Below are 18,640 nucleotides of genomic sequence, written 5' to 3' on the forward strand. Positions count from 1 at the left end.
CACATTTTTTATAAGGTATCATGAGTCTCTTTACGGCCCCGTAACTTCCTCCAGGCTTTCCGTCCGAAGACAACTACCAGAATGATAAGTAAGATGGCTAAAACAGCTGCTACAACCGGCATGGCCATTGCAAGAATAGACATTACACCCGCTCCTGCAGTCTCAGTAGTTCCCACTATGGGATTTCCCAGACCTCCTGTTGTTGCCGTAGAGGCTGCACGTAGTCCTGCAAAACCGGAACTTATCGTTGCGGCTGTTCCCCCTCCTGCAATAAGAGCCAATGCCCACTGGGGAAGCGTTTCCAAGCCTGCAAACTGGCTGGCAAATAATACTGATCCGGCTACCGCAGCCATTGGAACAGAAACCGTATCCAGTAAATGATCTATAAAAGGGATATAATAGGCCAGAATCTCCGCGATGGTAGCAATACCGGTGGTAATGAGCGCCGGCAGGCCGGAAAGCCATTCAAAATTTTCACTCATAGGGATCCAATGGAAGTAAGAAGCCAGGCTTACAAAAAACATGGGAAGGAAGACCCGGAATCCTGTGGCGGCAGCCAATCCAATGCCGATAAATGCGCTGAGAATGTAAGAAAAATAGGGAACATGGTCTAACATATTAATTTTCAGATTTATTGTTTCCCTTAAAAGTACAAAAAGTATCCCAGTGATGAAAACTTAAATTCACAAAGGTATCCAGGTCAAGATGCCCGAAGTATGGTGCCAAAAAAGGAAGAATATAAAAAAAATAAAAATCTGCTTACCCTATACACCTGAAAGCTAAAAATAACATGTACAGATTTTATTGAATAAGCAGATATTTGTATTGTATATATTGCCGTTATGGCTTTTTTTGTGCTTCGCAGAGCTTGATAAACTGGGCCTCTACATCCTGGTATTTTTGAGGCATTTCCGAAGAAACCCAAAACAGCATAGCAAGGGTTTTTTCTCCGAATGCCGTCTCGAATAACCCCTTGTTCAGGCGGTAGCATTCTCTCAGAAGCCTTTTCAAACGGTTTCTGTGGACCGCTTTTTTAAAATATCTTTTAGAAACAGAAACCCCGAACTTGACACTTTCTACCGGAAGATTAGGCTTATCTTTTAAAATGATTATTCTTAGATTTCCACAAGTTCTCCATTTACCTTTTTCGAAAAGTAAAGCGATCTCTATATTCTTTTTGAGTTTTTCAGCTCTGGGATATGTAAAATTTTGCATTAATCTTGTTTCAATAAATAATTGATGACTTCAGAGGCAGCATACAGACCAAAAATGGCCGGAATATAGCTTATAGTACCATAGAAAGACCTTTTGTAATTAGCTCCATCGGTCATCTTAAGGCTTTCCTCATTTTGAAGCTCATTGGAGAAAACACATCTAAACCCTTTATTAATCTTTTCCTTTTTAAGTCTTTTTCTTATTTGTCTGGCCAGGAAACAGTTTTGTGTCTTACTGATGTCTCTTACCATGACCTTACTTGGATCGGTCTTTCCACCGGCTCCCATGGAGCTTACAAGTTTTATTTTCTTTCTTTTAGCAGCACGGATAAGGTATAATTTAGGAGTTACACTGTCTATACAGTCCAGGATATAATTAAACTTACCGGAATCAAGCACTTCATCCATTCTTTCAGGATTCAGAAACTCATTGATTTTAATTAATTTTATCTCGGGATTGATATCCAGAAGTCTTTCTGCAACTACTTCTACCTTATGTTTTCCTATGGTAGAATGTAAAGCAGGAAGCTGCCTGTTGATGTTCGTAATATCTACAGTGTCGCCATCTACAATGGTCATATGGCCTACTCCCGCTCTTGCGAGAAACTCTGCAGCAAAAGAGCCAACACCACCCAGACCTACCACCAGGACATTTGCTTTTGTCAGCTTTTCCAATCCTTCATCTTTAACTAAAAGCTCAGTTCTCTCGAGCCAGTATTTATCCATTTTTTATAGTGTGTAAATTTTCTAAAATTTGTTCATTGACTTGTTCCAAAGAAATCCCCTTTATTTCTGAAACTTTCTGATATAATTCTTCAATATCAAAATCTTCATTGTCAGTTTCTAAAAAGAATTTATCTGATGGTGTGTTCCTTAAAACATGTTGCAAAGATAAATTATACAAAACAGCTTTTCCAAAACTCAGATAAAAATTATGAGCCAGCAGATCTTCCGCAATTTTTTGTTTTTTGTTAAAACCATGAATAATCATAGCTTGTTCAGCCTTTTTTGTAAAAGAAATTACCTCATAAAACTTTCTGACACAGTGAATAATAATAGGCTTTTTTATCTCATTGGCTATTTGGATCTGTTTCAAAAAAACATCCTCCTGAATTTTCTGGTTAATCATCACCAAAGAATCTAAACCACATTCCCCAATAGCAAAACAATTTTGTGATACCGTATTTCTAACCAGCTTAAGCTGTTCTTCAATATGGTTAACATCAATATCTTTAGGGTGAATTCCTATTGAATAAAGGGAATCTGACGGAATTTCTCCAATATTTACATTGTAAATTCCATATCTGATGTTTTTTTTATGGTGATGAAAATCAAAAAATTCCATCCTCAAAAATACGACTATTTAGAATTAATATAAAATTATTAAACAAACGTTTACAAATGTGTTAAAAATTTCTTAACTTTACTCAAAGTGCACTTCATGAAGAAAAAATTTACAGAAAAACAGATTCACATTTTAGATATTGCTGAAGAATTAATAGCAAAAAAAGGATACGAAGGAACTTCTGTAAGAGATATCTGTTCAAAAGCAAATATCAACGTAGCAATGATCTCCTATTATTTTGGATCTAAAGAAAAGATGATGTCTTATCTCTACCAATATAGAGTGCTGAAGACCAGAGAGAATTTTTCTGAATTTGCTGATACGATCAAAGAAGGAAAACCTGAAATGCAGATGAGAGAAATGATCAAATACATTGTATCACAGCTTTTCAAATACAATTATTTTCATGGTTTTGTTACCCAGGAACTTCGTCATACCGAAAACCTGAAAGATGAGCTGCTTGACTTCTACCAGCTGTTTGTAAGGAAACTGGATGAAGTCATAAAAAAAGGGGTGGCATCAGGCGTTTTTACTTTTACCCCAAAACCCGAAGATATTCTTACCATGATTATAGGATCCACTCTATTTGTGATCCGAAATAAAAACTTCTACGAACTGTATGTCCCAAGTAAAAATGATGAAACCTATGCAAAAGAAGCCGAAAAGAAAGTAAGAATGAATCTTTTATTGAGCGTTTTTGCAATTTTGGGATACGCTGCAGACTAAAATTACGTTAAATATTCATAAAAAAAAATCTATTGACAAAAAAGTTATATTTTTGCAAATTAGTAAATCGGCTGTCTAATCCGAAAACTGTTGAATTTTTTATATGAAAAAATATATTTTAGGGCTGTTTGCTGTAGCAGTGGTTGCTTCATGTGCAAGCCGTCAGGAAAAAGCAATGAAGAGTGCTGACAAAGATTTTATCTTAAAAGCAGCGAATGACAACTTTGCTAAGAAAAAGTGGAAAAATGCACTGGCTCTTTATGACAGACTTACCAATCTGGTAGCAGGAACAGATGATTTTCCCAACGTAGGTTTCAATACAGCCTATGCAAACTATTACGATAAAAGTTATAAACTGGCGGGGCATCAATTTAAAAACTTTGCGGTCAACTTTCCAAAAGATCCCAGAGCAGAAGAAGCGGCTTATATGTCAGCATTATGCTACTATGAAGGATCAATGGATTATAACCTTGACCAGTCCAGTACAGAACTGGCAATTAACGAACTTCAGGATTTCCTTACCAACTATCCAAATTCTGAAAGATCTAAAAATATCAGCCAGCTTATTGATGAGCTGACTTATAAATTAGAGTTCAAAGCCTATGAAAATGCAAGACAGTATTTCAAAATGGGGCAGTATAAAGCCGCTACCGTAGCTCTTGAAAACGTGTTGGAAGATTTTCCAAGTACAAAACTCCGTCCGAAGATTTATGATTATATCATGAAATCCCGTTATGAGCTAGCCGCAAAATCTGTTTATGAACTTAAAGATGAACGTATTGAAAGTGCATTAACCTACACAAAGGTGGTAGAAAAAGAATTGCCTAATACGGAATACTCTAAAACGGCAATAGATCTACGTGCTAAATTGGAAAAAGAAAAGAAAGATTTCGCTGTTGTTAAAAAACAGGTAGAAGCTAGAGTTGCCACTTTGAATGCAAAACAAAAGAAAGAGGAAGCAAAACTGACTGAAAAAAATAAAACTGATCAACAAATCAAGGATCAAATCAGTAATGAAAAGAAAGCAATGCAGATCCAGAGGGATAGTGCGGCACTTAATACCCCTCCTCCAGCGGCGACTTTCAAAATTAAAAGATAATTCGTAAATTTGCCGTCTTATAAATAAAATAATTTTCTCAAAATGAGTGTAAAAGATACAAAAGCCGAAGTAAATACTATTACTTACGACAAAGATAAGATTGAAGATAAAGTAGGTTCAATCTACGAAGCTATTGTTATCATGGGAAAGAGAGCAGAGCAAATCAATGCGGAGATCCGTACGGAACTTCACAATAAATTAGACGAATTTGCCGTTCACAATTCTACATTAGAAGAAGTTTTCGAAAACAGAGAGCAGATTGAAATCTCTAAACATTACGAAAAACTTCCAAAGCCAACTTCAATCGCTATTGAAGAATGGCTAAATGAAGATATTTATTTCAGAAAAACAGAAGAAAGAAAATAATCATCTGTATTTTTATAGACAAAGGTCATAAAGGAACTGAGTTCTTTTATGACCTTTGTTGTTTTAAACCCTGATTGTGGGAAAAAATAAGTATTTTAGTATTTCAAAAAAATTAGAACTAAATGAGTGTTTCCGGTAAAAAGATACTTATCGCAGTTTCCGGAGGGATTGCTGCCTACAAAATTCATTTTCTGATAAGGGATTTTGTAAAGAAAGGTGCCGAAGTACAGGTTATTATGACTCCCGATGCTGAACATTTTGTGACGAAGTTAAGCTTGTCTACATTATCGAAAAAGCCTGTTTATTCAGACTTTTATGGAGATAATGGAAGCTGGAACAGCCACGTGGAGTTAGCACTTTGGGCAGATGTAATGCTGGTGACACCTTGTACAGCCAACACACTGTCTAAAATGGTTCATGGGATGTGTGATAATCTGGTTATTGCTACCTATATGTCTGCAAAATGTCCTGTATTTATTGCTCCTGCGATGGATTTGGATATGTATGTTCACCCATCTACAAAGAAAAACATAGAACTTGCAGAAAGTTTTGGGCATACAATAATTCCTGCAGAAAACGGAGAATTGGCAAGTGGACTTATTGGACAGGGAAGAATGGCAGAGCCTGAAACCATTTTTAATGCAGTTGAAAATTATTTTAACACTGAAGCTAAGGAAAAAAGTCTTGAAGGAAAAACGGTATTGATTACTGCAGGTCCAACGTATGAGGCCATTGACCCGGTGAGATTTATAGGAAACCATTCTTCAGGGAAAATGGGATTCGCTTTAGCTGAAGAAGCGTCAAAGAGAGGAGCAAAAGTAATTTTAATTTCAGGACCTAGTGCCCAGGTGATTCATGATAAAAATGTGGAACTTCACAAAGTAACTTCTGCTAAAGAAATGCTGGCTAAAGTATTTGAGTTTTATGATACAATAGACATCGGAATTGCCAGTGCTGCCGTAGCAGACTATGCCCCTAAAGAAGTGGCTAAAGAAAAGATCAAGAAGAATGATGAAAATCTGACAATTGAGCTGGTGAAAAATCCTGATATCTTAAAAACAATGGGCGAAAAGAAAACCCATCAGTTTTTGGTAGGATTTGCCCTCGAAACACAGAATGAAGAAGAGAATGCCAAAGGAAAACTTGAAAAGAAAAATCTTGATATGATTGTTTTAAATTCTCTGCGCGATGAAGGTGCAGGCTTTAAAAACGATACCAATAAAATTAAAATATTTACCAAAACGGAAAAGACAGAATTTAACCTTAAATCGAAAGATGAAGTAGCCAAAGATATTCTCAACTTTGTGGAAGCTCAGCTTTTAAAATAATTTTAATAAATTTCCGTTCTCAATTTTTAACAGACAATGAAAAAAATTATAAGCTTATTTTTTCTGCTTTTTATATACAGCATCAGTTTTTCCCAGGAATTGCTGGCAACAGTACAGGTAAACTCCCAACAATTGGGAGGAAGTAACCAGCAAGCTTATAAGGCTTTGGAAAAAAGCCTTAAAGACTTTATCAATAATACCAGCTGGACAGGAAAAAAACTGCAGAATTTTGAAAAAATAAAATGTGGTTTCTCTATTGTTATCTCTGAAAGAACGGATAATAGATTTAAAGGAGCTATAGTAGTACAGGCTGTACGTCCTGTTTATAGCTCAAATTATGAATCTCCTTTAATAAACCTTCAGGATCAAAGATTTGCATTCGAATATATTGAAAATGAAAATCTTATATTTAATGAAAGACAGTTTTCCGGGAAGAACCTTACCGATGTAATCAGTTTTTATATTTATCTGATCTTAGGATATGATGCCGACAGCTTCCAGTCTATGGGTGGTTCACAATGGTTTTCAAAAGCCCAGCAGATCGCCCAGAATTCGCAGAACAGAAATTATGAAGGATGGAATACCGTCAATGAGCCAAGAAGCCGCACGATACTGGTTAATGAAATTTTGAATCCTAACTGGAGTCAATTACGCTCGGTAATTTATACCTATCACAGGGCAGGATTAGATAATCTCTTCAATCAGGATCAGGGAGGAGCCAAAAAAGTGATTTTTGATGCCCTGATGCAGCTGAAAATGTACGAAAACTCATTTCAGCAATCATACTTCTTCAATACCTTTATGGATAATAAAAGTGACGAGATATTCAATATTTTTAATTCAGGAAATAATGGTCCCGTCAATATTAATGATCTGAAGCAGACCATGATTATTATTTCTCCAAAAAATATTGATAATAAGTGGAATAAGTGGAAATAAAAGAATTCAAACATTCAGCTATTGAATACTGAACACTAAAATTCTATATTTGCATTACTTAAAGTAACCAGCCCCTCATCCATGCTTTCGAGAATTTACATTAAAAACTTTGCCCTGATTGATACCCTTGAAGTGTCATTGAAAAACGGTTTGCAGGTAATAACCGGTGAAACGGGAGCTGGTAAATCTATTATTCTGGGTGCACTCAGACTTATTCTGGGCGAAAGGGCAGATGTAAAGTCAGTTTCGAACGCAGAGGAAAAAAGTGTCGTAGAAACCGAATTTGCACTGAATAATCAGTTTAAAAAATTCTTTATAGAAAATGACCTTGATTATGAACTTCAGACGATCATAAGAAGGGAAATCCTACCTTCGGGAAAATCACGGGCATTCATTAATGATGTTCCGGTCACCCTGGATGTGCTTAAAGAGTTTTCATCACAGCTGATTGATATTCATTCTCAATTTGAAACTTCCAATCTTTTTACTTCAGAATATCAGTTTAAAATAATTGACGGACTTTCTGAAAATAAGCAGATCATTGAAGAATATCAACAGGTATTTTCAGATTTCCAAAGTTTGAAACTGCAGCTTAAAAAGCTTCATACACAGCTTTCCGAAACCAATAAAGAAAGTGATTATAAAGACTTTCTGCTTAATGAGCTGGAAGAGCTGAAGCTGGATGAAGTAGATTACGAAGAGATGCAGAATCAGCTTGCCATTCAGGAAAATGCAGGAATGATTTCTGAAAATCTGGGTCAAATCTTATCGAGATTCCACCAGGAAGAAATCGGGATTTTATCTTTCTTTAATGAAGCAAAGAATAAACTGTCTAGGATTTCTGAGATTTCAACCAGCTTTGCTGAACTGGACCAACGGTTGGAAACTTCTTTTGTAGAAATAAAAGATATCATTTCCGAGCTTGAAAACGAAGCCGAAAATGTAGAAATTAATCCGGAGAACTTATTACTTCTTACAGAGCTTAATAATAAAATCAATGCCTTACTCTTAAAGCATAATGTATCAGACGTAAATGAGCTGATAGCAGTGAGGAATGAACTGGCGGGCGATCAGAAAGGCGCTTCAGAATTGGAAGCACAAATTATTGAAACAGAAGGAAATATTTCTGATAAAGAAAAAATACTCCAGGCTCTTTCTGAGAAACTTTCAAAAAACAGAAAAAAGAATGTGCCTGTTTTTGTAAAAAAAGCAGAAACCCTTCTAAAAAAATTAGGTCTTGAAAAAGCAAAAGTAGATATAGAGCTTCTGGATATTCCTGAATTTAACGCATTCGGAAAAGAAAATATCCAGCTTTTATTTCAGGCGAACTCAGGATTTCCGTTACGACCTATTCAAACGGCTATTTCTGGTGGCGAAAGGTCAAGGGTTATGCTTGCTGTAAAGAAAATTATTGCAGAAAGTGATGACCTTCCGACTCTTATTCTGGACGAAATAGATACCGGAGTTTCAGGGAAAGTAGCTGAAGAAATCGGAAACCTTATGAGAGAAATGTCTAAAGACATGCAGCTTATCGTTATTTCTCACCTGGCACAGGTAGCGGCAAAAGGAAATGATAACTATAAGGTGGTAAAACAGGACGTTTCCGGAAGAACCCAATCTACAATTATTCCTTTAACAGAGGATCAAAAGCTAACCGAAATTGCCCAGCTGCTTTCCGGAAGTAAGATTACAGAAGCAGCTTTGGCGCAGGCTAAAGAATTGATCGGTTAAAAATTTTAACAGACTTGTAAGTCAGCATTCTGTTACGAACCTTAATTCAAAAAAATAAGCATGAGTTTAGAATCGCAAAATGTTACGGATTACCCTAACACAAATACCATATTCATGGTTTGGAAGCTTAATGATGTTCCACAGCTGAAAGAGGTTTTCCAGGAGCTATGCGCGTTGGTTTTAAATCTTAATAATTCTGTTTTCAACAGATTTCCGGACAGCAGGGCCAGTTGTGTGATGGGAATTGGTTGTGAAGCATGGAAAAAGCTGAGCCTTCCGACACCTATGCCGAAAGAACTTGTGGACTTTGAAGAGATTAAAGGACTGAAACATACTGCCGTTTCTACTCCCGGAGATTTACATTTTCACTTAAGAGCAGACAATCAAAGTGTTATTTTTGACATGGGTATTGAGATATCCAAATTATTAAGTTCTGTGGCGGAAAGTATTCTGGAAGTTCATGGATTTAAATATTGGGATGCAAGGTCTATTCTTGGTTTTGTAGACGGAACAGAAAACCCACACGGAGAAGATCGTGATTATTTTGCGAAAATTGGAAATGAAGATTCCCAATATCAGGGAGGAAGCTATCTCTTTGTTCAGAAATATCTTCATAATATGGATGCCTGGAAAAGCCTTTCTACAGAAGACCAGGAAAAGGTAATCGGGAGGTCAAAAGATAAGGATATTGAAATGTCTGATGAAGTGAAACCGTCAAATTCACATATTGCGTTAGCGAATATAGAAGGGGAAAATGGCGAAGAACTTAAAATTGTAAGAGACAATATGCCTTTCGGAAATCCTTCTAAAAATGAATTCGGAACCTATTTCATTTCCTATGCAAGTACTTTTAGCACCGCGAAAAAGATGCTTACAAATATGTTTATTGGCAATCCTCCGGGAAATTATGACCGGATTTTAGATTTCAGTACCGCGGTAACAGGAACTCTTTTCTTCATTCCAACCAGAAATATGCTTGACGAATTCTCAGGATAATATAAATAAAAAAGGCTGTTTCAATAATGAAGCAGCCTTTTATCAATTACTTACAGAGATGATATCAGATGATAATCTCAATCACACATTCCAATAGGAAGTTGGCACATGACAGTCTGGGAGCAGGGATAATCTGTTTGTGCTACGCAGCATGCAGAATATCCGTTATAATAGGCAGGATATTTAAATTTCCCCTGGCAGTTTGAAGCTAAATTTCCTCCTAGTACTTCCCTTAAGTTTTGTCTCTTTAATTTCGTTAAGTTTTTCATGGCTTTTGTTTTTAAACTATATCACTAATTTATGAAAAAATAATATGCGAATCTGAATTTAATAAAAAATTGTTAGTCAGTATTTTGCATTACCAAAAAAGCCCGGGAATTCCCAGGACTTTACTGATATATATTCTGTTTTTAACATTATTTCAGGCTTCCCACCATGTCTTCAGGTTTTACCCATTCGTCAAATTGTTCGGCAGTTAACAAGCCCAGATTCACCGCTTCTTCTTTTAAAGTGGTCCCATTTTTATGGGCTGTTTTTGCAATTTTTGCGGCATTTTCATAACCAATATGAGTATTAAGAGCGGTTACAAGCATTAAAGATTTGTCGACAAGCTCTTTAATTCTCTCGTGATTAGGCTCAATTCCAACCGCACAGTGATCATTAAATGAAATACATGCATCGGCAATCAACTGGGCAGATTGTAAGAAATTGTAAGCCATAACAGGTTTAAAAACATTAAGCTCATAATTTCCCTGAGTTCCTGCAAAAGAGATCGTAGTATCATTTCCTAAAACCTGAGCACAAACCATAGTTAAGGCCTCATTTTGAGTAGGATTTACTTTTCCCGGCATGATAGATGATCCCGGTTCGTTTTCAGGGATATGAATTTCACCAATTCCAGATCTTGGTCCGGAAGCCAGTAACCTGATGTCCTGTGCAATTTTGAATAATGAGACAGCAAGCTGTTTTAAAGCACCATGACTTTCAACAATAGCATCATGAGCAGCAAGGGCTTCAAATTTATTTTCAGCAGTAATAAAAGGCAGGTTGGTAAACTTTGCAATATGCTCGGCTACTTTTACATCATAGCCGTTAGGCGTATTCAATCCGGTTCCTACTGCTGTTCCGCCAAGTGCAAGTTCAGAAAGGTGAGGCAGGGTATTTTTTAAGGCTCTTAATCCAAATTCCAACTGAGCAACATATCCTGAAAATTCCTGCCCAAGAGTAAGGGGAGTAGCATCCATCAGGTGAGTCCTTCCGATTTTTACAACATCCTTGAATGCTTTGGATTTTTCAGATAATGTATTTTTTAATTTTTCTACAGCAGGAATCGTTACTTCCACTACTTTTTTATACGCAGCAATATGCATCGCTGTAGGATAGGTATCATTGGATGATTGAGATTTGTTGACATCGTCATTTGGGTGAATTTCAGATTTTTCTCCTAAAGTACCCCCATTATTGACATGTGCCCTGTTGGAAACAACTTCATTGACATTCATGTTTGACTGGGTTCCTGAGCCGGTCTGCCAAATAACCAGTGGAAACTGATCATTGAGCTTGCCCTCCAGAATTTCATCACAGACTTTAGCAATCATATCTCTTTTTTCAGCGGGAAGAACTCCCAAATCACTATTGGCGTACGCTGCTGCTTTTTTCAAATAGGCAAATGCCTCAATGATTTCATGTGGCATTGAGCCCTCAGGACCTATTTTAAAATTATTTCTGGAACGCTCTGTCTGTGCTCCCCAAAGTTTATCTGCAGGTACCTGCACTTCGCCCATGGTGTCTTTTTCTATTCTGTAATTCATTGTGATTGAAATTTTTATAAAGTTACTGATAACACCAGAATTTCGCAATTTATAATCATTATAAATATCAATTTTAATGACTGATTTTACTCATATTTTTTACGGTAGCCGTATTTTTGCGCAAACAAAAAATTGAATGGAATTTAGATATCAGGATCCGTATCCAATTCAGAAAGATGATACGGTGTATAAAAAGCTTACATCAGATTATGTAAAAGTTGAAAAATTAGGAGACAGAGAAATCTTAACTGTAGATCCTAAAGGGTTGGAATTACTTGCTGAGGAAGCTATGGCGGATGTTTCTTTTATGTTGCGTTCTTCTCACTTAGAGAGTCTTAGAAGAATTATTGATGATCCTGAAGCTACGGACAATGACCGATTTGTTGCTTATAACTTGCTACAGAACGCTGCAGTAGCTGCTGAGGGAGCTCTTCCTTCTTGTCAGGATACAGGAACAGCAATTGTAATGGGTAAAAAAGGAGAAAATGTATACACAGGAGTAGACGACGGTGAGTTTTTAAGCCGTGGAATTTTCAATACCTACCAAAAAAGAAACTTAAGATATTCTCAGGTAGTCCCTTTAACCATGTTTGACGAGAAAAATTCAGGATCAAACCTTCCGGCACAGATTGATATCTATGCTAAAAAAGGAGATTATTATGAGTTCTTGTTTTTAACAAAAGGAGGAGGTTCTGCCAATAAAACATTTCTGTACCAAAAGACAAAATCTTTACTGAACGAAAAGTCTCTTGAAGAGTTTGTCAAAGAGAAAATTTCAGATCTTGGAACGGCAGCCTGCCCTCCGTATCACCTTGCTTTAGTCATTGGAGGAACTTCTGCAGAAGCGAACCTTGCGGCTGTAAAGAAAGCTTCCGCTAAATATTATGACCATCTTCCGACGGAAGGAAATGAAGCCGGACAGGCGTTCAGAGATCTTGAATGGGAGGCTAAAGTTCAGAAAATATGCCAGGAAAGTGCTATTGGAGCACAGTTTGGAGGGAAATATCTTACCCATGATGTACGAGTGATCAGACTTCCAAGACATGCTGCTTCATGTCCGGTAGGAATGGGAGTTTCCTGTTCTGCAGATAGAAATATCAAAGGAAAAATTACAAAAGAAGGAATTTTCCTTGAGCAACTGGAACAGGATCCAAAAAGATTCTTACCAGCTACACCTCCTCATTTGGAAGAAGCTGTGGAAGTTGATTTGAATAAGCCTATGCAGGATATTCTAGCTGATCTTTCAAAATATCCAATCAAAACAAGACTAAAATTAAATGGTACTCTTATCGTAGCAAGAGATATTGCTCACGCTAAGATCAAGGAACTGATAGATAGTGGAAAACCAATGCCAGAGTATTTCAAAAACCACCCGATTTATTATGCCGGGCCTGCAAAGACTCCGGAAGGAATGGCATCAGGAAGTTTCGGACCTACTACTGCAGGAAGAATGGATGTGTATGTTGACGAGTTTCAAAGCCATGGCGGAAGTATGATTATGCTGGCTAAAGGAAACAGAAGTAAAGATGTTGCAGATGCATGTAATAAATATGGAGGGTTCTATCTTGGATCTATCGGAGGGCCTGCAGCTATCCTTGCAAAGGATAATATTGTATCTGTAGATGTCGTGGATTTCCCTGAATTGGGGATGGAAGCCGTAAGAAAAATTGAAGTAAAAGACTTCCCTGCATTCATTATTACAGATGATAAAGGAAATGATTTCTTCGCAAATCTTGCCCACTAGTTAGTTTAAAATTAAAATAAATTATAAAATAGAGCCTATATCTTTTGTGTAAAAAAGAAAAAAGCTCTATTTTTGCCTAAAATCTAAAGAGAATGATAACTATTTTATCAGCATTTTGGCCGTTCTACCAGTTCCTATGGACTGTATTCTTTATTACTATGTTCTTAGTAGGGTTCTGGTGTATTTTTATGTTCTTCGGATTGGTCATTCCAATGTGGCTTACGGAAGGTTTGAAAGAATACTTTGGAAAAGTAAAGGCTTTCGATCCTGAAGATATCAGAAGAAAGAATATTTATGAGCAGGAAGGTGTAGAGGTTCTTTACAACCAGCCTAAGGGTAACGGACCTTTCATTCACGATCACGGACATCATCATTAATTGATTGTCATTGCTTTTTCACCTTAATTCTGAAAAAGTAATATCAAAGCAAAACAACATATATAAACCGCTTAATTTTTTAGGCGGTTTTTCTATTTGTTATTTCTCAGATTTTCAGGAGCAACACCAAATTTCTTTTTAAAGGCGCGTGTAAAATTCTGTACATATTCATACCCGCATTCAATAGCGATTTCTTTGATCATTACATCACTGTTGGTAATCAGTTTTTTCGCCTTTAGCATTCTTAGTTCAGAAATATAATGGGATATGGTCATATGATACTGGGTTTTGAATTCCTGCCGGATTATATTCTGATTAATCCCGAGTAGTTTTCCTATTTCTTCAGCCTTTATATTGCTGTGGTAATTTTCATCCAGGTATTTTTTGATCATTTCCGGAGTCCCCGGTTTTGATGGTCCCCTGTTTTTTTCATGGAACTGCTCAAATACAAGAATAAGAAGCTTAATAATCTTTGCCTCGATAAACAACTTCTGAATAACACCTTTCTTTGGAGAATCTATGATTTCTTTAAGAATCATATGCATTTCAACGGTCATGTTGGGAGGTGTTTCTTTATGCAGATAGATGAAATTATTCGTGATCATATTTTCCAGTATATCCGTGCTTTCCTGGCTGGATTGAGGATTAATAAGGTTGACAATATACTGATAGTCAATCCGGATCAGCAAATATTTGAGTGCTTCCTGACTCTCACAGTGTAATTCAGCTTTATTTTCTTCCGAAGAATAATAAAGGATGTATTGATTTTTTCTAAAAACCATTGGAAGCAGGCAGGTAGATTTTTCAAGATAAATGTCTGACCCCAACAGGAAGAGCAGGGTAAAGCTCGATCCAGCTTCCAGTATTGAAGTTCTTGAATATCGTTCGGAACAAAATTCTATGCTAATATTATCTGAGGCAAATAATATCTTTTCTCCATTTAAATAACTCATAATCAGCATTGTTTTTAATGATATCCATATATAACTCCTATACCGGATAACTAAAAGTTGGGAAATGATAACTCTGAATTAAACGGGAAAGCTACTTTTGTGCAAAATTAATTAAATTTAGAATAATTAAAAATAATATTGATTATGTTTGAAAATCTATATTTTGCGATGAGAAAAATAAATGTGGGAATGATGCTGATATTCATTGCTTTGAATAGTTTATATGCACAGGGAAATCCACAAAACTGTACAAATACAGATCCTGGAAATAATCCTGGAGATGTAGGATGTGTGAAATTTACATACCGTGGCCAAACAGTTTCTTATACTACGGTAAGAGGAAATGATGGAAAAATATGGCTGCAGCAGAATCTGGGAAGCTCTAAGGTAGCCTCTTCTCTGGATGATGAAGCTTCATATGGTGATCTTTTTCAATGGGGAAGATGGGATGACGGACATCAGGAAAGAAATTCTGCCACCATTTCTGCTCCAACCCCTAACAGACCGGATGGTTTAGCAGGAGTGAGCTCGTATATCATAGGAACACCCGCGTGGTGGTCCACTCTTGAGCCTACTGATGAATGGACTGCAAAGAACATAGATGGGCTAGGAAAAACAGTGGGTGTAGACCCATGCAAGGCAATAGGTGCTGATTGGAGAATGCCAACACAGGCAGACTGGGGGAGTATTGTTAACCTTGAAGGTGTTACGGCTCCCGCAAGTGCTTACAACAGTCATCTGAAATTGCCTGCAGGAGGATATCGCAGTTCTTCAGACGCTAGTTTTACTTTTGTAGGAAAGAGAGGATATTTCTGGAGTTCGGATATATCCGGACTTGGAGGGAAATATCTGTACGTAGGGACCATAAGTGCGAATGCTTCAGCAGGGGCACCCAGAGGGCAGGGGGCATCGGTAAGATGTATTAAACCTACCTCGGAACTTGCTACTTCGGAGGTAAGACTCAATCATAACAACATAGGGGTTTATCCCAATCCAACAAAAGGAATTCTGACCATTAAAGCAGATTCCACGATTGAAAGTATAAACATAACAAATACGGTAGGACAAAAGATGGACGCCGGGTTTTTAAATGATCAGATGAATATGACAGGACTTCCGGACGGTTTATACATTGTAGAAATAAAATTAAAAAACGGACAGACGGTTTCTAAAAAGATTATTAAAGGATAAGCAGTCTTCTTGTAGAATCACTGTATTCCCTTTACATAAAATAGTTCACTTCAATTACAATTACTTTTATTAGGGAGGCTTATGAAATTTTTCATAAGCCTTTTTTATGCTGCGTTTGTAAATCGTAAAAACGGCTTTTGCATATTGAAAAAAATAGTCTACTTTTGCAGTAGATTTATCAAGAAAGGTGGAGGGATTTGGCCCAAAGAAACCTTAGCAACCTACACAATTCCAACAGTGTAAAGGTGCTAATTCCAACCCGATGGGGGAGATAATTGAAGTCAATATTCTTATATGAATTCCATTTCTTGAAGTCTTGTGTGTCTGAGGATTGATTCTCGGAATGTATAATAATTTTTGCAGGAACAAAAGATGAAAAAAGTAAGCATAGCTGTATTATTGCTTGGTGCCATTGGGATCGCTGCCCAGGAACAGGAAGAAAAAGGAAAACAAATTGAAGATATTATCATCGTAGGCAACCGAAATGTTAAAAGGACAAAACTAGAGACGCCGGTTCCTGTAGATGTTATTAATATCGATAAAATACAGAAAGCATCCCCACAAATAACGGTTCAGGATTTATTGAACTATGTCATTCCCTCATTTAATTCTGTAAGACAGTCTGCTTCTGACGGAACCGAGCATATTGATCCAGTGACATTGAGAGGAATGGGCCCGGATCAGGTCTTAGTATTGGTTAATGGGAAAAGAAGACATACCACTTCTTTGGTCAACTATCAGAATACAGTTGGAAATGGTTCTGTGGGAACAGATTTGAGTACAATTCCTGTTATTGCTATTGAAAAAATTGAAGTATTAAGAGATGGAGCAGCGGCACAGTATGGCTCTGATGCCATTGCGGGAGTAATCAATATTATTCTCAAAAAGAATGCAGGCGCATCAGCAAGTATTACCTACGGATTAAGCGGAAGGAATGATGGGGACACCTACCAGGCAGGAGTTAATTACGGGGCATCATTAGGAAAAAAAGAAGGTTACGTCAATCTTTCGTTACAGCTAAGCCACAGAGGAAAAACAACAAGGACTCAAAATCATGATTTAGATATTTTCGGAAATAATTTTGCGTATCCTTTCGCTGATGATCCTGAGGCCGCAAGAGCTGCAGATGATGAGGAAATTAAAAAAAGGGGTTTAACCCGTGATTACTTCAACTTTCAGATTGGAGACGCACAGATCAAGCAGGCGCAGCTGTTTTTTAATTCAGAATATTCTTTTAATAACAATTTTAAACTTTATTCCTTTGGAGGCTTCAGTATTAAAGAAGGAAAAGGATATGGTTTCAGAAGGCTTCCCAGTGAAACGTTTAATGTTGTTTCATCCATTTATCCCAATGGATTTCAGGCGGAGCTGGGATCTCAGGTATATGATATCTCTTATGCCGTCGGAGCAAAATATAATGTAAACAACTGGCTTTTTGATGTAAGCAATACATTTGGAAACAATACGTTCAATTATAATGTAAGCAATACGAATAATGCTTCTTTAGGAGCAAAATCGCCGACCCGATTTTATGCCGGAGCACACAGTTTTCTGCAAAATACCCTTAATCTTGATGTTTCTAGAAATATAAACCGGATTAATATTGCATTTGGAGGTGAATTCAGATTTGAACAATATCAGATCAAATCCGGAGATCCTGCATCTTATACTCAGTATGATGTTAACGGAAATGTAGCTGGTACGGGATCAACAGTGATCGGAGCAGGAGGATCGCAATCATTCATTGGCTTTTCACCGGATAATACTTTAAAAAAAGACAGGCATTCTACAGCGGTATATGCTGATATATCTTATGATTTGGATAAAAAGCTGAATATTGATGCAGCAGCAAGGTTTGAAAACTATTCTGATTTTGGAAATACCCTGAATGGAAAACTAGCCGTACGGTATGAGTTTATAAAAAATTATGCTGTAAGAGCAGCAGTAGGAACAGGTTTCAGAGCTCCTTCCCTACAGCAGCAGTATTTCAATAATTCTTATGCAGATATTTCAACTTCAGGATCTACGATTGTAACCAAAGGGATTTTTAATAATGACAGTAAAGCTGCACAGGTGCTTGGATTTGATAAGCTAAAACAGGAAACCTCTGTCAACGGAAGCGTTGGATTTACTTTAAAGCCGGTGAAAGGCCTATTCATTACTTTAGACGGATACTTCATTAAAGTGAAAGACAGGATTGTCATTACAAGTAATATTACAGATTCCAGGTTATCAGACCCTGATGTAGTAGGCGTGGGAAAAGAGGTCGAAAGCGGAAGGTTTTTTGCTAATGCTATTGATACCGAAACCAAAGGAGTGGATCTGGTTATTTCCTATGACTGGAAGTTGGAAGGCGGAAACCTTAATATAAACCTTGCCGGAAATTATACAGAAACAAAAATTACAGATTTTCATTTTCCTGAAAACCTGGGAACTCCTCAGAATGAATTTTTTGGACCCGACCAGATCAATATTATTGAAACTTTATCACCCAAAACAAAAGCCTCATTAGGATTGAATTATGGAATTGGAAAGTTTAATTTTCTCGTAAGAAATACCTATTTTGGTAAAGTAATAAGGGACGGATATCCTTTTGGAAGCGTTCAGGAATTTTCGCCGAAGGTGATTACAGATGTCAGTGTAGGATATGATATTACAAAAAATATCAACTTTACCGTAGGTGCTAATAATGTCTTTGATGTATTCCCTGATCGTCAGATTTATGAAAATTCATATTATGGAGTATTTAAATATGCTCCTGTACAAATGGGAACTTTGGGTAGCTATTTCTTCGGAAGGCTTAATTTTAATTTTTAATCA

Annotated in this window: 18 protein-coding genes and 1 riboswitch; of the genes, 11 read left to right on the forward strand and 7 right to left on the reverse strand. The window is 36.9% G+C overall.

The window, feature by feature from the left end; all coding sequences use genetic code 11:
* Positions 1–8: 8 nt before the first annotated feature.
* The 4 genes from MP477_RS06190 to MP477_RS06205 form a co-directional block, all read right to left on the reverse strand.
* Positions 9–617 (reverse strand): DUF4126 domain-containing protein, encoded by a 609-nt coding sequence (locus MP477_RS06190; protein ID WP_257189625.1) that lies wholly within the window; start codon positions 615–617, stop codon positions 9–11.
* Between the two features lie 223 nt (positions 618–840).
* The gene (gene rnpA / locus MP477_RS06195; RefSeq protein WP_230032762.1) at positions 841–1,215 is read right to left on the reverse strand and encodes a ribonuclease P protein component; all 375 of its coding nucleotides are present in this window, start codon (positions 1,213–1,215) and stop codon (positions 841–843) included.
* On the reverse strand, positions 1,215–1,940 hold the full coding sequence (locus MP477_RS06200; RefSeq protein ID WP_257189627.1) for a tRNA threonylcarbamoyladenosine dehydratase: 726 nt from the start codon (positions 1,938–1,940) through the stop codon (positions 1,215–1,217). The genes rnpA and MP477_RS06200 overlap by 1 nt, the downstream gene beginning before the upstream one ends.
* Positions 1,933–2,559 carry a TatD family hydrolase gene (locus MP477_RS06205; protein ID WP_230032759.1) on the reverse strand — a complete coding sequence of 209 codons (627 nt, stop codon included), beginning with the start codon at positions 2,557–2,559 and terminating at the stop codon, positions 1,933–1,935. The genes MP477_RS06200 and MP477_RS06205 overlap by 8 nt, the downstream gene beginning before the upstream one ends.
* Before the next feature lie 96 nt (positions 2,560–2,655).
* Here MP477_RS06205 and MP477_RS06210 point away from each other — a divergent pair, with 96 nt between their 5' ends.
* The 7 genes from MP477_RS06210 (at position 2,656) to MP477_RS06240 (ending at position 9,744) form a co-directional block, all read left to right on the forward strand.
* Positions 2,656–3,285, forward strand: a complete 630-nt coding sequence (locus MP477_RS06210) for a TetR/AcrR family transcriptional regulator (protein ID WP_230032758.1) — start codon at positions 2,656–2,658, stop codon at positions 3,283–3,285.
* A gap of 103 nt (positions 3,286–3,388) precedes the next feature.
* Entirely contained in the window at positions 3,389–4,384 is a 996-nt protein-coding gene (locus MP477_RS06215) for an outer membrane protein assembly factor BamD (RefSeq protein WP_230032754.1), read from the forward strand.
* A gap of 42 nt (positions 4,385–4,426) precedes the next feature.
* Positions 4,427–4,750 (forward strand): DNA-directed RNA polymerase subunit omega, encoded by a 324-nt coding sequence (locus MP477_RS06220; protein ID WP_027378789.1) that lies wholly within the window; start codon positions 4,427–4,429, stop codon positions 4,748–4,750.
* Positions 4,751–4,872: 122 nt separating this feature from the next.
* Positions 4,873–6,078, forward strand: coding sequence for a bifunctional phosphopantothenoylcysteine decarboxylase/phosphopantothenate--cysteine ligase CoaBC (coaBC, locus tag MP477_RS06225; RefSeq protein WP_230032752.1), 1,206 nt, complete (start codon positions 4,873–4,875; stop codon positions 6,076–6,078).
* 36 nt (positions 6,079–6,114) lie between these two features.
* Positions 6,115–7,017: a DUF4835 family protein gene (locus MP477_RS06230; RefSeq protein ID WP_230032749.1), complete on the forward strand. Its 903-nt coding sequence runs from the start codon at positions 6,115–6,117 to the stop codon at positions 7,015–7,017.
* Between the two features lie 81 nt (positions 7,018–7,098).
* On the forward strand, positions 7,099–8,748 hold the full coding sequence (locus tag MP477_RS06235) for a DNA repair protein RecN (RefSeq protein WP_257189628.1): 1,650 nt from the start codon (positions 7,099–7,101) through the stop codon (positions 8,746–8,748).
* 60 nt (positions 8,749–8,808) lie between these two features.
* Positions 8,809–9,744, forward strand: coding sequence for a Dyp-type peroxidase (locus tag MP477_RS06240; RefSeq protein WP_257189629.1), 936 nt, complete (start codon positions 8,809–8,811; stop codon positions 9,742–9,744).
* 77 nt (positions 9,745–9,821) lie between these two features.
* On the opposite strand, the gene MP477_RS06245 is transcribed toward MP477_RS06240, so the two are convergent.
* Together MP477_RS06245 and fumC are read right to left on the reverse strand one after the other, a co-directional pair.
* The gene (locus MP477_RS06245) at positions 9,822–10,013 is read right to left on the reverse strand and encodes a hypothetical protein (RefSeq protein WP_257189631.1); all 192 of its coding nucleotides are present in this window, start codon (positions 10,011–10,013) and stop codon (positions 9,822–9,824) included.
* A gap of 147 nt (positions 10,014–10,160) precedes the next feature.
* A complete protein-coding gene (gene fumC, locus MP477_RS06250) occupies positions 10,161–11,555 on the reverse strand; it encodes a class II fumarate hydratase (RefSeq protein WP_257189632.1) in 1,395 nt (464 codons plus the stop codon).
* Between the two features lie 136 nt (positions 11,556–11,691).
* On the opposite strand from fumC, the gene MP477_RS06255 reads away from it, so the two are divergent.
* Positions 11,692–13,299, forward strand: a complete 1,608-nt coding sequence (locus tag MP477_RS06255; RefSeq protein ID WP_257189633.1) for a fumarate hydratase — start codon at positions 11,692–11,694, stop codon at positions 13,297–13,299.
* A gap of 92 nt (positions 13,300–13,391) precedes the next feature.
* Complete coding sequence (locus MP477_RS06260) at positions 13,392–13,676, forward strand: hypothetical protein (protein ID WP_174772367.1); 285 nt, start codon at positions 13,392–13,394, stop codon at positions 13,674–13,676.
* Positions 13,677–13,768: 92 nt separating this feature from the next.
* Here the strand turns inward: MP477_RS06260 and MP477_RS06265 are convergent, their stop codons facing one another.
* Positions 13,769–14,629 carry a helix-turn-helix transcriptional regulator gene (locus MP477_RS06265; protein ID WP_257189634.1) on the reverse strand — a complete coding sequence of 287 codons (861 nt, stop codon included), beginning with the start codon at positions 14,627–14,629 and terminating at the stop codon, positions 13,769–13,771.
* A gap of 144 nt (positions 14,630–14,773) precedes the next feature.
* On the opposite strand from MP477_RS06265, the gene MP477_RS06270 reads away from it, so the two are divergent.
* Positions 14,774–15,820, forward strand: a complete 1,047-nt coding sequence (locus MP477_RS06270) for a T9SS type A sorting domain-containing protein (protein ID WP_257189635.1) — start codon at positions 14,774–14,776, stop codon at positions 15,818–15,820.
* 172 nt (positions 15,821–15,992) lie between these two features.
* A riboswitch (SAM riboswitch) is annotated at positions 15,993–16,098 on the forward strand.
* A 94-nt stretch (positions 16,099–16,192) separates the two neighbouring features.
* A complete protein-coding gene (locus MP477_RS06275; RefSeq protein WP_257189636.1) occupies positions 16,193–18,637 on the forward strand; it encodes a TonB-dependent siderophore receptor in 2,445 nt (814 codons plus the stop codon).
* Positions 18,638–18,640: the final 3 nt, after the last annotated feature.

The sequence above is a fragment of the Chryseobacterium sp. WG23 genome, from assembly GCF_024586575.1.
GTDB lineage: Bacteria > Bacteroidota > Bacteroidia > Flavobacteriales > Weeksellaceae > Chryseobacterium.

What these genes read in the sequence shown, in the direction of transcription:
- MP477_RS06210 (WP_230032758.1), top strand. Translation starts at nt 2,656, where the DNA reads ATGAAGAAAAAATTTACAGAAAAACAGATTCACATTTTAGATATTGCT.
- MP477_RS06235 (WP_257189628.1), top strand. Translation starts at nt 7,099, where the DNA reads ATGCTTTCGAGAATTTACATTAAAAACTTTGCCCTGATTGATACCCTT.
- MP477_RS06275 (WP_257189636.1), top strand. Translation starts at nt 16,193, where the DNA reads ATGAAAAAAGTAAGCATAGCTGTATTATTGCTTGGTGCCATTGGGATC.
- MP477_RS06245 (WP_257189631.1), bottom strand. Translation starts at nt 10,013, where the DNA reads ATGAAAAACTTAACGAAATTAAAGAGACAAAACTTAAGGGAAGTACTA.
- MP477_RS06205 (WP_230032759.1), bottom strand. Translation starts at nt 2,559, where the DNA reads ATGGAATTTTTTGATTTTCATCACCATAAAAAAAACATCAGATATGGA.
- MP477_RS06230 (WP_230032749.1), top strand. Translation starts at nt 6,115, where the DNA reads ATGAAAAAAATTATAAGCTTATTTTTTCTGCTTTTTATATACAGCATC.
- MP477_RS06260 (WP_174772367.1), top strand. Translation starts at nt 13,392, where the DNA reads ATGATAACTATTTTATCAGCATTTTGGCCGTTCTACCAGTTCCTATGG.
- MP477_RS06200 (WP_257189627.1), bottom strand. Translation starts at nt 1,940, where the DNA reads ATGGATAAATACTGGCTCGAGAGAACTGAGCTTTTAGTTAAAGATGAA.
- MP477_RS06265 (WP_257189634.1), bottom strand. Translation starts at nt 14,629, where the DNA reads ATGAGTTATTTAAATGGAGAAAAGATATTATTTGCCTCAGATAATATT.
- MP477_RS06240 (WP_257189629.1), top strand. Translation starts at nt 8,809, where the DNA reads ATGAGTTTAGAATCGCAAAATGTTACGGATTACCCTAACACAAATACC.
- MP477_RS06190 (WP_257189625.1), bottom strand. Translation starts at nt 617, where the DNA reads ATGTTAGACCATGTTCCCTATTTTTCTTACATTCTCAGCGCATTTATC.
- rnpA (WP_230032762.1), bottom strand. Translation starts at nt 1,215, where the DNA reads ATGCAAAATTTTACATATCCCAGAGCTGAAAAACTCAAAAAGAATATA.
- coaBC (WP_230032752.1), top strand. Translation starts at nt 4,873, where the DNA reads ATGAGTGTTTCCGGTAAAAAGATACTTATCGCAGTTTCCGGAGGGATT.
- MP477_RS06255 (WP_257189633.1), top strand. Translation starts at nt 11,692, where the DNA reads ATGGAATTTAGATATCAGGATCCGTATCCAATTCAGAAAGATGATACG.
- MP477_RS06270 (WP_257189635.1), top strand. Translation starts at nt 14,774, where the DNA reads ATGTTTGAAAATCTATATTTTGCGATGAGAAAAATAAATGTGGGAATG.
- MP477_RS06215 (WP_230032754.1), top strand. Translation starts at nt 3,389, where the DNA reads ATGAAAAAATATATTTTAGGGCTGTTTGCTGTAGCAGTGGTTGCTTCA.
- MP477_RS06220 (WP_027378789.1), top strand. Translation starts at nt 4,427, where the DNA reads ATGAGTGTAAAAGATACAAAAGCCGAAGTAAATACTATTACTTACGAC.
- fumC (WP_257189632.1), bottom strand. Translation starts at nt 11,555, where the DNA reads ATGAATTACAGAATAGAAAAAGACACCATGGGCGAAGTGCAGGTACCT.